General features: G+C 66.5%; 11 protein-coding genes. 7 read left to right on the forward strand and 4 right to left on the reverse strand.

The window, feature by feature from the left end; genetic code table 11:
• Nucleotides 1-23 precede the first annotated feature (23 nt).
• Both rhaS and Q1B08_RS04815 read right to left on the reverse strand, forming a co-directional pair.
• The gene (gene rhaS, locus Q1B08_RS04810) at nt 24-1,019 is read right to left on the reverse strand and encodes a rhamnose ABC transporter substrate-binding protein (RefSeq protein ID WP_299815566.1); all 996 of its coding nucleotides are present in this window, start codon (nt 1,017-1,019) and stop codon (nt 24-26) included.
• A gap of 30 nt (nt 1,020-1,049) precedes the next feature.
• Entirely contained in the window at nt 1,050-1,856 is an 807-nt protein-coding gene (locus Q1B08_RS04815; RefSeq protein ID WP_299815569.1) for a DeoR/GlpR family DNA-binding transcription regulator, read from the reverse strand.
• 171 nt (nt 1,857-2,027) lie between these two features.
• Between Q1B08_RS04815 and Q1B08_RS04820 the strand changes: the two genes are divergently transcribed.
• Nucleotides 2,028-4,130, forward strand: a complete 2,103-nt coding sequence (locus Q1B08_RS04820) for a bifunctional rhamnulose-1-phosphate aldolase/short-chain dehydrogenase (protein WP_299815572.1) — start codon at nt 2,028-2,030, stop codon at nt 4,128-4,130.
• A gap of 43 nt (nt 4,131-4,173) precedes the next feature.
• Nucleotides 4,174-5,448 (forward strand): L-rhamnose catabolism isomerase, encoded by a 1,275-nt coding sequence (gene rhaI, locus Q1B08_RS04825; RefSeq protein WP_299815575.1) that lies wholly within the window; start codon nt 4,174-4,176, stop codon nt 5,446-5,448.
• A 520-nt stretch (nt 5,449-5,968) separates the two neighbouring features.
• On the opposite strand, the gene Q1B08_RS04830 is transcribed toward rhaI, so the two are convergent.
• A complete protein-coding gene (locus Q1B08_RS04830) occupies nt 5,969-8,200 on the reverse strand; it encodes an NADP-dependent isocitrate dehydrogenase (protein ID WP_299815578.1) in 2,232 nt (743 codons plus the stop codon).
• A 141-nt stretch (nt 8,201-8,341) separates the two neighbouring features.
• Nucleotides 8,342-9,148, reverse strand: coding sequence for a DeoR/GlpR family DNA-binding transcription regulator (locus Q1B08_RS04835; protein WP_299815582.1), 807 nt, complete (start codon nt 9,146-9,148; stop codon nt 8,342-8,344).
• A gap of 229 nt (nt 9,149-9,377) precedes the next feature.
• On the opposite strand from Q1B08_RS04835, the gene glpD reads away from it, so the two are divergent.
• Genes glpD through Q1B08_RS04860 form a run of 5 tightly spaced genes read left to right on the forward strand, consistent with a single transcriptional unit; the run spans nt 9,378 to nt 14,942 of the window.
• Nucleotides 9,378-10,976: a glycerol-3-phosphate dehydrogenase gene (gene glpD, locus Q1B08_RS04840; RefSeq protein ID WP_299815585.1), complete on the forward strand. Its 1,599-nt coding sequence runs from the start codon at nt 9,378-9,380 to the stop codon at nt 10,974-10,976.
• Nucleotides 10,977-10,995: 19 nt separating this feature from the next.
• Nucleotides 10,996-12,084 (forward strand): ABC transporter ATP-binding protein, encoded by a 1,089-nt coding sequence (locus Q1B08_RS04845; protein ID WP_299815588.1) that lies wholly within the window; start codon nt 10,996-10,998, stop codon nt 12,082-12,084.
• 1 nt (nt 12,085) lies between these two features.
• Entirely contained in the window at nt 12,086-13,180 is a 1,095-nt protein-coding gene (locus Q1B08_RS04850; RefSeq protein WP_299815590.1) for an ABC transporter ATP-binding protein, read from the forward strand.
• A complete protein-coding gene (locus Q1B08_RS04855; RefSeq protein ID WP_299815593.1) occupies nt 13,180-14,052 on the forward strand; it encodes a sugar ABC transporter permease in 873 nt (290 codons plus the stop codon). The genes Q1B08_RS04850 and Q1B08_RS04855 overlap by 1 nt, the downstream gene beginning before the upstream one ends.
• Entirely contained in the window at nt 14,049-14,942 is an 894-nt protein-coding gene (locus Q1B08_RS04860) for a carbohydrate ABC transporter permease (protein ID WP_299815596.1), read from the forward strand. The genes Q1B08_RS04855 and Q1B08_RS04860 overlap by 4 nt, the downstream gene beginning before the upstream one ends.
• Nucleotides 14,943-14,954: the final 12 nt, after the last annotated feature.

Consider the following 14,954-nt stretch of genomic DNA (forward strand, 5'->3'; position numbering starts at 1 on the left):
TTCGGCCGGACCCGCAGGCCGTCTCAGAAGACGCTCTTGAACTCGTCGATGTTCGACGCGTCGTAGGTGAAGGGTTCGCTCATCGCGGCCTGGTTGTCCTCGTCGAGCGTGGCAGTGCCTATCCGGCCCATCGAGATCTCTGCGCCGGGCTCCGCCGTCGCCTCGTCGCTGGCGAGCGCGTGCGCGATCATCGCGGTCGCGTAGCCCAGATCGACCGGGTTCCAGATCGCGAAGGATTTCGACGCGCCCGACTCGATGGCGCCCGCCATTTCCGAGGGAAGGCCGAGACCGGTGACGTTCACCTCGCCCACCTTGCCCGCGTCCTGCACTGCCTGCGCGGCGGCGACGATGCCCACGGAGGTCGGCGCGATGATCGCGTCGAGATCCGGGTAGGATTGCAGCAGGCCCTGCGTTTCCCGGTAGGACTTGTCGGCGAGGTCGTCGCCGTAGACCGTCGCCACCACCTCGATGTCGGGATACTCGCCCATCACCTTTTCCATCTCCTCGATCCAGACGTTCTGGTTGGTCGATGTGGAGGTGGCCGAGAGCACCGCGACCTGTCCGCCCTCGGGCAGCTGATCGGCGGCGAGCTTGATGATGGTCTGTCCGATCAGCTCGTCGGAGGACGGGGCAAGGTGCATCTCGCGGCCCTCGGGTGCCACGCCCGAATCCCAGGAGATGACGGTGATTCCCCGCTGCATCGCCTTCTGCAGCGCCGGCACAACCGCGTCGGGGTCGTTGGCGGAGATGGCGATGGCGTCGACCCGCTGCGCGATCAGGCTGTTGATGACCTCGATCTGGCCCTCCGCCGTGGTGGAGGTGGGGCCGGTATAGATGATCTCGACGCCGCCCAGTTCCTCGGCGGCCTCCTCGGCGCCGCGCGCGGCGGCCTCGAAGAAGCCGTTGCCGAGCGACTTGGCGACGAGCGCGATGCGCATGTCGTCCTGCGCCAGCGCGGTCGTGGACCAGAGCCCGGCCGCGAGGCCCGTGGCGATGGCGATCCGTCTGGTGATGCTCATGTCGTTTCCTCCCTGAATGAGCGGTGTTCGTCAGCCGGCGGCCGGTATCTCTGCGCGTCCGCGCCGGGGGCTCGCCACGACGAGGCGCGGGCCGGCCGCCTCCACCATCGCGGCGTCGGCGTCGGTGATGCGGTCGTCGGTGATCAGCGTGCCGATGCGGTCGAGCGGGCACAGGATCAGGCTCGACCGGTTCCGGAACTTGGTCGAGTCGACCATGAGCACGACCTCGTCGGCCTGTCCGATGAGCTTGGTCTCGGCCTGGATGATGAGCGGGTCCTGCTCCATCACGCCGAGCCGCGAGACGCCCTGCGCGCCGAGAAACATGCGGCGCGCCGCGAAATTCTTCGTCACGTCGTTCTCGAAGGGCGAAAGCACGATGTTCTGCTCCCGGTAGATCGTGCCCCCGGCGAGCATCACGGTGTTCTTCGACTGCTTGAGCAGGTGCTCGGCGATCGGAAAGGAGTTGGTGAAGACGAGGCAACGCCGGTTGGCGAGCGGATGGACCATCTGGAACGTCGTCGTCCCGCCGTTGATGATGATCGCGTCCCCGTCGGCGCAGAGCTCCACCGCCGCCTGCGCGATGGCCCGCTTCTCGGCGATCTGCCGGGTGGCGTTCATCTCGAAGGGACGCCCCGAAAGGCCCACGAATTGCGGCGGCGCGAGCGATTCCACGCCGCCCCGCACGCGGCGGACCTTCTTCTGCATGTGGAGCGTGGCGATGTCGCGGCGCACCGTGGCCTCCGACGCCTGGGTCAACTCGACGAGCTCGGCCACGGTCGCGACGGGTCTCGCCTGCACCGCGGACAGGATCGCCCTGTGACGTTCGCTTTCGATCATTGACGACCTCCCCGATGGGGTCGAGATTTCAGCTCAATCAGCTCACTGTCAATCAATATCTGTCATCAGGCCGCATTTCTGCGGCGCAGAATGATCGAAGGTGATCGAAAAAGATTGACAGAGCCGCGAACCCCGACGAGTTTGCGCGAAAATCGAGGCGGGGAGAGCACGATGCCGGGAAATGCAGGCGACGGCCGGATCGCCGATATCTGGGACGACGCGACGGCTTCGGGCATGAGCGAGCCGGAATTGCTTCTGTACCGCTCGAACCTCCTCGGCTCCGACAAGCGGGTCACGAATTATGGCGGCGGCAATACGTCAGCCAAGGTCACGGAAACCGACCCGCTGACCGGCGCGGCGGTCGAGGTGCTCTGGGTAAAGGGATCGGGTGGCGATATCGGCTCGATCACGCTGGACGGCTTTGCCACGCTCTACATGTCGAAGCTCGAAGCGCTGAAGGACCTCTACCGCGGCGTCGAATTCGAGGACGAGATGGTCGGCTACCTGCCGCATTGCACGTTCAACCTGAACACGCGCGCCGCCTCCATCGACACGCCGCTCCACGCCTACGTGCCGCACAGGCACGTGGACCACGTCCACCCCGACGCGGTGATCGCCATCGCGGCCTCCGAGAATTCCGAGGCGCTGACGAAGGAGATCTACGGCGACCAGATCGGCTGGCTGCCCTGGAAGCGGCCGGGCTACGAGCTCGGCCTCTGGCTCGAGGCTTTCTGCCGCCGGAACCCCAGGGCGAAGGGTGTCGTGTTGGAAAGCCACGGCCTGTTCACATGGGCCGACGACGCGCGGGAGTGCTACGAGCTGACGCTCCGCATCGTCAACCGCGCGATCGCGTGGTTCGAGGGGCGAACGGCGGACGGCCCCGCCTTCGGCGGCGAGATCCGAGCTGCGCTGCCCGAGGGTGAGCGTCGCCGCGTCGCGGCCGCGCTGATGCCGGCGATCCGCGGCATGATCTCGGGCGGAAGCCACAAGGTCGGGCATTTCGACGACGGGGACGCGGTACTCGAGTTCGTCGGTGGCCGCGACATGGAACGCCTGGCCGGACTCGGCACGTCCTGCCCGGACCATTTCCTGCGTACCAAGATCCGCCCGCTCGTCGTTGATTTCGATCCGGCGGACCCGGATGTGGACGGCACGCTCGATGGCCTGCGCGGCATGGTGGAGGCCTACCGCGCGGACTATTCCGCATATTACGAGCGTTGCCGTCACGACGACAGTCCGGCCATGCGCGACCCGAACGCGGTGGTCTATCTCGTGCCGGGTGTCGGCATGATCACCTTCGCCAAGGACAAGGCGACGGCGCGGATCTCGGGTGAGTTCTACGTGAACGCCATCAACGTGATGCGCAATTCCGACGCGGTAGGCGCCTATCGGGGCCTCCCAGAGCAGGAGGCGTTCGACATCGAGTACTGGCGTCTCGAGGAGGCGAAGCTTCAGAGGATGCCCGCGCCGAAATCGCTGGCCGGCCGGGTCGCGATCGTCACCGGCGGGGCCGGTGGCATCGGCTCGGCCACGGCGGAGAAGTACCTTTCCGAAGGCGCCTGCGTCGTGCTGGCGGATATCGACGCGGACGCGCTCGCCGCGGCGGAGGCGAATCTTGCGGCGCGCTATTCCGGGGATGTTGTCCGCTCCGTGGTGATGGACGTCACTTCCGAGGCGGCGGTGGCGGAGGCCTATGTGGCGATGGCGGTAGAGTTCGGAGGCGTGGATATCGTCGTCTCCAATGCCGGCATCGCCTCTTCGGCCAAGGTCGAGGACACGACGCTGGAGCTCTGGGACCGGAACATGTCGATCCTGTCCACGGGTTACTTCCTGGTCTCCCGCGAGGCGTTCCGGATGCTCAAGCGACAGGGAATCGGTGGGTCCATCGTCTTCGTGGCATCGAAGAACGGGCTTGCCGCCTCGCCCGGTGCCTCGGCCTATTGCACCGCCAAGGCGTCGGAGATCCACCTCGCTCGCTGCCTCGCGCTCGAAGGGGCGCCGGAGGGCATCCGCGTCAACGTGGTGAACCCCGACGCGGTGCTGAAGGGCTCCAAGATCTGGTCGGGCGAATGGCTTGACCAGCGCGCCTCGACCTACGGCACCGACAAGGAAGGGCTGGAGGAGATGTACCGCGAGCGCAGCCTTCTGAAGCGGTCGGTCCTGCCCGAGGACATCGCGGCGGCCTGCTACTTCTTCGCTTCGGACCACAGCGCGAAATCGACGGGCAACATCGTGAATGTCGATGCCGGCAACGTGCAGGCGTTCACGCGCTGACGACACGCCTTCGGCCAAGCACCGGGGCACGGGGAGGGACGACATGATCGACAACAACACGATCGCCGCCGCCAACGCGGACGGCGAGGGATCGCTCCGCGCCGAATACGACGCGCTCGGGGAGACGCTCGATCGGCGGGGCGTCGACATCGCCGCCATCCGCGACAAGGTCGCGGCCTGCGGCGTCGCGATCCCGTCCTGGGGCGTTGGCACCGGCGGCACGCGCTTCGCCCGCTTCCCCGGCGCGGGGGAGCCAGCAACGATCTTCGACAAGCTCGACGATTGCGGCGTGGTCCATCGTCTGACCAACGCGACGCCCCGGGTCTCGCTGCATATCCCGTGGGACGCGGCGGAGCCGGCCGACCTGCGCGCCAAGGCCGAAGAGGTGGGCCTCGGCTTCGATGCAATGAACTCGAACACCTTTCAGGACCAGGCGGGCCAAGCCCGCAGCTACAAGTTCGGCTCGCTCAGCCACACCGACGCCGGCACGCGGGCGCAGGCGGTGGAGCACAACCTGCGCTGCATCGAGATCGGAGACGCCATCGGCTCGAAGGCCCTGACGATCTGGGTGGGCGATGGCTCCAACTTTCCGGGGCAGGCGCATTTCGCGCGGCAGCTCGACCGCTACCTAGGCAGCGCGCGGGAGATCTACGCGGGCCTCCCCGCGGACTGGCGGCTCTTCACCGAGCACAAGATGTACGAGCCGGCCTTCTATTCGACGATCGTACAGGATTGGGGAACCAACTACCTGATCGCGCAGGAGCTGGGCGAACGGGCGTTCTGCCTCGTCGATCTGGGCCACCATGCCCCGAACGTGAACATCGAGATGATCGTGTCCCGGCTGATCCGCTACGGCAAGCTGGGTGGGTTCCACTTCAACGATTCCAAGTACGGCGACGACGACCTCGATACCGGTGCCATCGACCCCTACCGGCTGTTTCTCGTCTTCAACGAACTCATCGATGCGGCGGACATGCCGGGCTTCGACCCGGCGCACATGCTCGACCAGAGCCACAACGTGACCGACCCGATCGAGAGCCTGATGAGCTCCGCCATGGAGGTGCAGCGCGCCTATGCGCAGGCGCTCCTCGTGGACCGGGCCGCACTGGCGGATCATCAGGAGGCGAACGACGCGATCATGGCGTCGGAAACGCTGAAGCGCGCCTTCCGCACCGATGTGTCGCCGATCCTCGCCATGGCGCGGCTGGAGGCCGGCGCGGCGATCGATCCACTCGCGGCCTACCGCCGGTCGGGCTACCGCGCCCGGGTCGCGGAGATACGTCCCTCGGCGAGCGGGGCCGGCGGGGGCATCGTCTGAATGAATCGTTAGACTCCGTCTTGGGACTTCCTTGATGAAGGTTGCCGGATTTGCGGTGCGTTCGCCCATGCGCGATCATTTGAACTGGCATGCCCTCGATCATTACCTGCGGTCTTCATGCCTGATCGAGTCTCGCCGCTCCTTGCGTCCTGTATCACGCGCGGCTGTCCCGGATCATTGCGCACCTGCCGGGAGCAATCCTCGTCGAGCGGTCGAAGCCGACGGATGCCGAAACGCCGACCGTTCTCGAACCTTCACTCCCTCGGCGGCGGACCGCGAAGGCGGGTCGGCCGACGACCGGCCTATGAGAATTCGAAGCGTTGCGGAGCAATTCCCACGCTGGTCGCTGTCCGCACATGGGAGTCGTCTGGGACATTGTTCGAGGGCCCGACGAACCCGCGCGCCTGTCGATCCTGCTCCAGGACGTCGCGCGCCGCCTCGACCTCGCCGCGCGGTTCATCCGTGGGCGACACCACCTTGGGACCCGTCGGCGACGGGTCCCGAGGTGGTGTCCCGCGTGTCAGGCCACGGCGATCTGCGCGATCACCTCGTTGAAGGTCTGCGACGGACGCATCACCGCCGCGGCCTTGCCGGCGTCCATGTGAAAGTAGCCGCCAAGGTCCACGGCCTGCCCGCGGTCTGCGCGCAGCTCCGACAGGATGGTTTCTTCCTTCCGGGCGAGCGTTTCCGCGACCGGGGCGAAGGCACGCGCGAGCTTCGCGTCGTCCTCCTGCGCCGCGAGCGCTTCGGCCCAGTAGCGCGCGAAGTAATAGTGGCTGTCGCGGTTGTCCGGCTGCCCGACCTTGCGGCCCGGCGAGCGGTCGTGGTCGAGAACGCTCTGCGTCGCCACGTCGACCGCGTTGCCCAGGACGCGCGCCCTGGCATTGCCCGTCGTCTCCGCCAGAAGCCGCAGACTCTCGCCCAAGGCGCAGAACTCGCCCAGGGAGTCCCACCGGAGGTGGTTCTGCTCCAGAAGCTGCTGGACGTGCTTCGGCGCGGAGCCGCCGGCCCCCGTTTCGAAAAGGCCGCCGCCGTTCATCAGCTTCACGACCGAAAGCATCTTGGCCGAGGTGCCGAGCTCCAGGATCGGAAACAGGTCGGTGAGGTAGTCGCGCAGCACGTTGCCGCTCACCGCGATGTGGTTCTTGCCCGCGCGGATCGTTTCGAGCGCGACGCGCGTCGCGGGGCCGGGGGCCATGATGCGGAACCTGTCGGACACGCCGGCCGCTTCGAGAAGAGGCTTCACCAGCGCGATGAGCTGCGCGTCGTGGGCCCGCGTCTCGTCGAGCCAGAAGACCGCCTCGCATCCTTCGGCCGCCTGCCGCTCGATGGCGAGCTTCACCCAATCCTCGATCGGGGCCTTCCTGGTGCTGGCCGACCGCCAGATGTCGCCCGCCTCGACGCGGTGCTCGTGCAGCACGTCGCCATTGGCGGCGACCACGCGCATCGTGCCGTCCGCGGGCACCTCGAACGTCGTGGGGTGGGAGCCGTATTCCTCGGCCTTCTGCGCCATCAGGCCGACGTTCTGCACCGTTCCGGCCGTGGCGGGATCGAGCACGCCGGTTTCCTTGAAGTAGTCGATCGCCTCCCGGTAGATCGCCGCGTAGGAGCTGTCTGGGATCACGCAATTCGTGTCGGCCGGCGCGCCGTCCGGACCCCAGCCCTTGCCGCCAGCACGGATCAGCGCGGGCATGGAGGCGTCGATGATAACGTCGGACGGGACATGGAGGTTGGTGATCCCGCGGTCGGAATCCACCATGTAGAGCGGTGGCCGGTCGGCCAGAACGGCGTCGATCTCCGAGCGGATCGCGCCGCCGTTCTCCATGCCGTCCACCCGCTCGTAGAGCGCGCCCAGGCCGGAATTGGGATCGACGCCCGCCGCCCCGAGCGCGGGTCCGTGTGTCTCGAAGACGGGCCGGAGGTATTCGCGCACGGCATGCCCGAAGATGATCGGGTCGGAGACCTTCATCATCGTGGCCTTGAGGTGGAGCGAGAAGAGCGTTCCCTCCTCCTTCGTCGCCGCGATCTGTTCCGCGAGGAATCGGTCGAGGGCGCGGACCGACATGAAGGTCGCGTCGACCACGGTGCCTTCCGGGAAGGACACGCCCTCCTTCATGACCTGCGTGCCGTCCGCCGTCTCCAGTTCGATCCGCGCGGCGCCGGCTTGCGCGGCGGAAACGACGACCGAGCTTTCGTTCGCGCGAAAATCGCCCTCCGCCATGGTCGCGACGCGGGTACGGCTGTCGGCCGACCATTCGCCCATCGAATGGGGGTTCGCCATCGCGTAGCGCTTCACGGCCACCGCGGCGCGGCGGTCGGAGTTGCCTTCCCGCAGGACGGGGTTCACGGCCGACCCCTTGATCGCGTCGTAGCGGGCGCGGGCGTCGCGCTCCGTGTCGGTCTGCGGATCGCTCGGATAGTCAGGAAGGTCGTAACCCTGCGCCTGCAGCTCGCGGATCGCGGCGTTGAGCTGCGGCACGGAGGCGGAGATGTTCGGGAGCTTGATGACGTTCGCGTCCGGCGTCTTCACGAGTTCGCCCAAGGCGGCGAGGTCATCCGATTGCCGCTCGTCGCCCAGCGTTTCGGGGAACGCGGCGAGGATGCGACCCGCGAGCGAGATGTCGCGCGTGCCGACCGAGATGCCGGCGGAGGCGGCGAAGGACTGGATGATCGGCAGGAGCGAGGCGGACGCGATCTGCGGCGCCTCGTCGACTTTGGTGAAGATGATGTCGGGCGTGTTCTGCGCGGTCATGGTCCAGTCCTCCTGCGTTGTCGACCGTCTGACCGGAGGCACGGCCGGGGTCAACGAGGAACGGCCCCGGAATGCCTCGCCCGGAACGTCACGCCTGCTCCGCCACGAGATGGCGGGCACAGCGACCTCGGAGTGATCGTTTCAGGCGGGGTTGGCCAAGGCTTCGGGGGCATCCGACTCATCCGTCTTCGCGCCGATGGCCACGCGGGTATGCCAGTCGCGGCAGCGCGCTTCGAGATCGTCGGGCGGGGGGCGGTCGGTGAAGAAGGTGTCGATCTCCGCGAGCCCCGCGATCCGGGCGGGCGCGGAGCGCTGGAACTTGGAATGGTCGGCCACGAGGAACCGGCGGCGCGACTGCTGGAGGATCGCCTGACTCACGCCGACCTCCTGGAGGTCGTAGTCGAGGATGTCCCCATCGATATCGAGCGCGGAGCAGCCGATCACGCCGATATCGACCTTGAACTGCCGGATGGTGGAGATCGCCACGTCCCCCACCAGCCCGCCATCCGAGCGTCGCAGCACGCCGCCCGTCACGATCACCCGGAATTCGGCGTTCTGACCGAGGATGTTGGCCACGTTCATATTGTTCGTCACCACAAGAAGGTTCTTGTGATCGAGCAGCTCGGTCGCGACCGTCTCGGTACTGGTGCCGATATTGAGGAAGATGGAGCAGTCGTTCGGGATCTCCGCTGCGCAGGCCCGGGCGATCGCGGCCTTCGCCTCCGGATTCAACTCGCGGCGGTCTTCGTAGCCGATGTTGATCACCCGAGAGGGCAGGACGGCGCCACCATGAACGCGCTCGAGTTTCCCCGCCTCGGCAAGCTCGGAGAGGTCGCGCCGGATCGTCTGCAACGCGACCCCGAAATGCGTCGCGAGGCCCTCGACCGTGACCATCCTGTCGCGTCGGGCGATCTCCACGATCTCGGGCTGGCGAAACGATAGCGACATGGGTGGCCTCCCTGCGCGAAAATGTGCGGATCGACGCGCTTCTGTCAATCGGGCGCAGACGGTCGGTATCATGCGCGCGTGCTCGGATCGGAATATTCCGTCGTACCGGGCCCTGGATGGGACGGGGCCTCTTGCCCGAAGAAAGGGAGCAAAAACGCGCACAAAATGCTTTCGTTTTTGTTCGGCCGGCGCTATCACGGCGGTGTGAGCATCAGGCGGGGAGGGCCGTGTGTTCGATAGCGGGGACATTCAGGATCTCGTCATCGTCGGCGGCGGCATCAACGGCTGCGGCATCGCGCGCGATGCGGCCGGCCGGGGACTGACGGTCACGCTGGCGGAGATGAACGATCTCGCCTCGGCCACCTCTTCGGCCTCGACCAAGCTGTTTCACGGGGGGCTGCGCTACCTCGAATACTTCGAGGTGCGACTGGTGCGGGAGGCGCTGATCGAAAGGGAGACGCTGCTGCGCGCGATGCCGCACATCTCCTGGCCCATGCGCTTCGTGCTGCCCTATCACAAAGATATGCGGTTCGAGGGGGAAACGCCGACCTCGCGCATCCTCAACGTCGTCATGCCCTGGACGAAGGGGCGACGTCCGGCCTGGATCATCCGGCTTGGCCTGTTCCTTTACGACAACCTCGGTGGGCGGAAGATCCTGCCCGGGACGGAGACGATCCGCCTGCGGGGCACGCCCGAAGGGGCGCCGCTCGAGGATCGGTTCGAAACCGCCTACGAGTACAGCGATTGCTGGATCGAGGATTCCCGTCTGGTCGTGCTGAACGCGCGCGACGCCGAAGCGCGGGGCGCGACGATCCTCACGCGGACGAAGGTCACGGCGGCGCGGCGCGACGGTGACCTCTGGGTCGTCACGCTTGCGGATCGGGACAACGGCGAAGTGCGGGACGTTCGGGCCCGAATGCTGGTGAATGCGGGCGGGCCGTGGGTCGGCGACATCATCCGCAGCAAAGTCCGCTCGAACAGCCGCGAGGGCGTGCGCCTCGTGCGCGGCTCCCACATCGTCACGCGGCGGCTGTTCGATCACGACAAGTGCTACTTTTTCCAGGGGACCGACGGACGCATCATGTTCGCGATCCCCTACGAGGAGGACTTCACCCTGATCGGCACCACCGATCAGGAGCACGCGGATCCCGATGCGAAGCCGGTCTGCACCCCCGAGGAGCGGCGCTACATGCTCGACTTCGTGAACGCTTACCTCAAGCGGGACGTGACCGAGGCGGACGTGGTGTGGTCCTATTCGGGGGTGCGGCCGCTCTACGACGACGGCGCGCAATCCGCCTCGGCGGCCACGCGGGACTACACGCTGCGGGTCGATGCGGAGGGCGGCGCGCCCCTCCTCAACGTGTTCGGCGGCAAGATCACGACTTACCGCCGTCTGGCCGAAAGCGCGCTGGAGCGGATCGGCGCGCATCTCGAGGTGCGGAACGGATCATGGACGGCGGGGGCGCCCCTGCCGGGCGGGGATTTCGACGTGACCGCGGTCGACGACCTGACCCGGCGACTGAAGGCCGAACATCCGTTCCTGGGCGATTATGCCTGCCGCCGGATGATCCGCGCCTACGGAACCGAGGCGTGGGAGATACTCGACGGGGCGCATGAAGCGGCGGATCTGGGTGAGGATTTCGGCGCAACGTTGACAGCGCGCGAGGTCGAGTGGCTGATGTTGCGGGAATGGGCGCACAACGCGGAGGACGTCGTCTGGCGCCGCTCGAAGCTGGGCTTGCGTCTCGACGCGGCACAGATCGCCCGCCTCGACGAATGGATGGACGAGGCGCGGGCGCGGATCGTGCGTCGAGCAGCCGCGGAATAGCGGCGGGAGGAGGACCGAGATGACCCTGACCCTCGACAACGTCTCCAAGGTGGTGGGCGCGCAGACCTATATCCACCCGACGGACCTGACGCTCGAGAAGGGCACGATGAACGTGCTCCTCGGACCGACGCTCGCGGGGAAGACCTCGCTGATGCGCCTCATGGCCGGGCTCGACGCACCGACGACGGGGCGGATACTGTGGCAGGGACAGGACGTGACGGGTCAGCGGGTGCAGGACCGGCGGGTCGCGATGGTCTACCAGCAATTCATCAACTACCCGTCGATGAGCGTGCGCGACAACATCGCCTCGCCGATGAAGCTGATGGGTATGGACCGGGCCGAGATCGACCGGAGGGTGGACGAGGTGGCCGATATGATGCGCCTGACTCCCATGCTCGACCGCAAGCCGCTGGAACTCTCGGGCGGGCAACAGCAGCGCTGCGCGCTGGCCCGGGCATTGGTCAAGAATGCGGGCCTCGTGCTCCTCGACGAGCCGCTCGCCAATCTCGACTACAAGCTGCGCGAGGAACTGCGGGCCGAGATCCCGCGGATCTTCGAGGAATCCGGCGCGATCTTCGTCTATGCCACGACGGAGCCGGAGGAAGCGCTGCTTCTGAGTGGCAACACGGCCACGCTCTGGGAGGGGCGGGTGACGCAGTTCGGGTCCACGCCCGCCGTTTATCGCCGGCCTGTCGACGCGACGACGGCGCGGGTCTTCTCCGACCCGCCGATGAACTTTCTGCGCGTCCGCAAGTCGGGCGAAACGCTGTCCTTCGGCGACGGTCAGTCCGCGCCGGTCCCGGCGGCGGCGGCGAGCCTTTCGGACGGGAGCTACCTCGCGGGGTTCCGTCCGAACCACGTCGTACTCGACACGCCGTTCACGGGCGCGATGAGCTTCCGCACGAAGCTTGCCGTGACCGAGATCACGGGCTCGGAGACTTTCGTCCATCTCGACCATCACGGCGAACGCTGGGTCGGGCTCGTCCACGGCATCCGCGACCTGCGCCCGGGGCAGGAGCTGGTGATCCATCTCGACCCCGCGCATGTCTACGTCTTTGCCGAGGACGGCGCCCTCGTCTCGCCCGCATCCTACGCGGAGGCCGCCTGACATGGCCAAGATCACCCTCGATAACCTCGCGCATTCCTACGTGCCGCAGCCGCAGGGCGAGGACGACTACGCTCTGAAAGAGCTGAACCACGACTGGAACGACGGTGAGGCCTATGCCCTCCTTGGCGCGTCCGGCTGCGGGAAATCGACGCTTCTCAACATCATCTCGGGACTTCTTCACCCCAGCCACGGACGCATCCTGTTCGACGGGCAGGACGTGACCCAGGCACCGACGGCGGAGCGCAACATCGCGCAGGTGTTCCAGTTCCCGGTGGTCTACGACACCATGACCGTACGCGACAATCTCGCCTTCCCGCTGCGCAACCGGGGCCGGGACGAGAGCTACGTTGCCGAACGCGTGCAGGAGATCGCGCGGATGATCGGCATGGAGGCGGAGCTCGATCGCAAGGCGCGCGGCCTCACGGCGGATGCGAAGCAGAAGATCTCGCTTGGCCGCGGCATGGTCCGCAAGGACGTCAACGCGCTTCTCTTCGACGAGCCGCTGACCGTGATCGACCCGCACATGAAGTGGGAGCTACGCACGCAGCTCAAGCAGTTGCACCACGATTTCGGGCACACGATGATCTACGTGACCCACGATCAGACCGAGGCGCTGACCTTCGCCGACAAGGTGGTCGTCATGTATGACGGGCGGGTGGTGCAGATCGGCACGCCGCAGGAGCTGTTCGAGCGTCCGGCGCATACCTTCGTGGGCTATTTCATCGGCTCGCCCGGCATGAACCTCTTCGATGCGGAGGTGGACGGACGGACCGGGCGCATCGGCGGGGCGGAGGTCGATCTCGGCGCGGTCCACGAGACGGGGCGGGGCCGTTTGCAGATCGGCGTGCGACCCGAATTCGTCGCGCTGCGTGCCGGCGGCGCGGGCGTGCCGGCGCGCGTGCGCCGGGTCGAAGACGTGGGCCGTCACAAGATCGTCCGGCTCGACGTCGGCGGCACGCCGGCGAGCGCGATCCTGCCCGAGCACGAGACCGTCCCTGCCGGAGTCGACCGCGTCGTCTTCGATCCGGCCGGGATCAATGTCTACGAGAATGACTGGCGCGTGGAACCGGCGCGCCGGGGCAGGGAGGCCGCGTAATGAAGACCGTCAATCAGAAAGCCTGGTTCCTTGTCCTGCCGGTACTGTTGCTGGTGGCGTTCTCGGCCGTCATCCCGCTGATGACCGTCGTGAACTACTCGGTGCAGGACACGTTCGGCAACAACGTGTTCTTCTGGGCCGGGCTGGACTGGTTCCGCGACATGCTCGCCTCCGACCGGATGTGGAACGCGCTCGTCCGGCAGCTTGCCTTCTCCGCCATCATCCTTGCCATCGAGGTGCCGCTCGGCGTTTTCGTCGCGCTCAACATGCCCAAGCGCGGAGTCTGGGCGTCGTTCTGCCTCGTGCTGATGTCGCTGCCTCTCCTCATCCCGTGGAACGTGGTCGGCACGATCTGGCAGATCTTCGGCCGCGTCGACATCGGCCTCCTGGGCTACACGCTCGACGCGATCGGCATCGACTACAACTACACGCAGGGCTTCATCGCGGCGTGGACGACCGTGATCGTAATGGATGTCTGGCACTGGACGTCGCTCGTGGCGCTGCTCGCCTATGCCGGCCTCCAATCCATTCCCGATGCCTATTACCAGGCCGCGAAGATCGACCAGGCCTCGCGTTGGAAGGTGTTCCGCTACATCGAACTGCCGAAGATGGCGGGTGTCCTGATGATCGCGATCCTGCTGCGCTTCATGGACAGCTTCATGATCTACACGGAGCCCTTCGTGGTCACCGGCGGAGGTCCGGGCAACGCGACGACCTTCCTGTCGATCGACCTTGTCAAAATGGCGCTCGGGCAGTTCGACCTCGGTCCCGCCGCCGCCTTCTCGCTGATGTATTTCCTCGTCATTCTGCTGGTCTCGTGGGTGTTCTACACGGTGATGACCAACCTCGACAAAAGGGACGGCGTCCAATGACCGACGCGACCGCCTCCGCCCCCGGCGCATCCTCGATCCCCGGCCGCGTCACCGACAGCCATGCCGCCACCCGCACGCGCCGCCGCTTCCGCCCGAACGGCTCGGCGATCGTGATGGGGCTCTACCTGCTGTTCCTCATGCTGCCGATCTATTGGCTGCTGAACATGAGCCTGAAGACGAACAACGAAATTCTCTCGACGTTCTCGCTCTGGCCGCAAAACCTTACCTTCGCGAATTACGCGACGATCCTGAGCGACGCGTCGTGGTACATGGGCTACGTCAATTCGCTTATCTACGTGGTAATGAACACGGCGATCAGCCTCGCTGTCGCGCTGCCTGCGGCCTATGCCTTCTCTCGCTATTCCTTTATCGGCGACAAGCATCTGTTCTTCTGGCTGCTGACGAACCGCATGGCGCCGCCGGCTGTCTTCGCGCTGCCGTTCTTTCAGCTCTATTCCTCGGTCGGACTCTTCGACACGCATATCGCCGTGGCGCTCGCGCATTGTCTGTTCAACGTGCCGCTCGCGGTGTGGATCCTCGAGGGCTTCATGCGGGGCGTGCCGCGCGAGATCGACGAGACGGCCTATATCGACGGCTATTCCTTTCCACGCTTCTTCCTGCGGATCTTCATGCCGCTCATCGCCTCCGGCATCGGCGTGGCCGCGTTCTTCTGCTTCATGTTCTCGTGGGTGGAGCTTCTGCTGTCGCGCACGCTCACCTCCGTCGACGCGAAGCCCATCGCCGCCACCATGACCCGTACCGTGGGCGCCGCGGGTGTCGACTGGGGCGTACTCGCCGCGGCGGGCGTGCTCACCATCATTCCGGGCGCGCTCGTGATCTGGTTCGTCCGCAACTACATCGCCAAGGGCTTCGCCCTCGGCCGCGTTTGAGGAGGTTTCGTC

The sequence above is a fragment of the uncultured Jannaschia sp. genome (assembly GCF_947494025.1).
Lineage (GTDB): Bacteria > Pseudomonadota > Alphaproteobacteria > Rhodobacterales > Rhodobacteraceae > Jannaschia.

Bases quoted from the DNA above. Each gene is read 5' to 3' on its own strand.
- rhaS (WP_299815566.1), bottom strand. From the start codon at position 1,019: ATGAGCATCACCAGACGGATCGCCATCGCCACGGGCCTCGCGGCCGGG.
- Q1B08_RS04815 (WP_299815569.1), bottom strand. From the start codon at position 1,856: ATGATCGAAAGCGAACGTCACAGGGCGATCCTGTCCGCGGTGCAGGCG.
- Q1B08_RS04820 (WP_299815572.1), top strand. From the start codon at position 2,028: ATGCCGGGAAATGCAGGCGACGGCCGGATCGCCGATATCTGGGACGAC.
- rhaI (WP_299815575.1), top strand. From the start codon at position 4,174: ATGATCGACAACAACACGATCGCCGCCGCCAACGCGGACGGCGAGGGA.
- Q1B08_RS04830 (WP_299815578.1), bottom strand. From the start codon at position 8,200: ATGACCGCGCAGAACACGCCCGACATCATCTTCACCAAAGTCGACGAG.
- Q1B08_RS04835 (WP_299815582.1), bottom strand. From the start codon at position 9,148: ATGTCGCTATCGTTTCGCCAGCCCGAGATCGTGGAGATCGCCCGACGC.
- Q1B08_RS04845 (WP_299815588.1), top strand. From the start codon at position 10,996: ATGACCCTGACCCTCGACAACGTCTCCAAGGTGGTGGGCGCGCAGACC.
- Q1B08_RS04850 (WP_299815590.1), top strand. From the start codon at position 12,086: ATGGCCAAGATCACCCTCGATAACCTCGCGCATTCCTACGTGCCGCAG.
- Q1B08_RS04855 (WP_299815593.1), top strand. From the start codon at position 13,180: ATGAAGACCGTCAATCAGAAAGCCTGGTTCCTTGTCCTGCCGGTACTG.
- Q1B08_RS04860 (WP_299815596.1), top strand. From the start codon at position 14,049: ATGACCGACGCGACCGCCTCCGCCCCCGGCGCATCCTCGATCCCCGGC.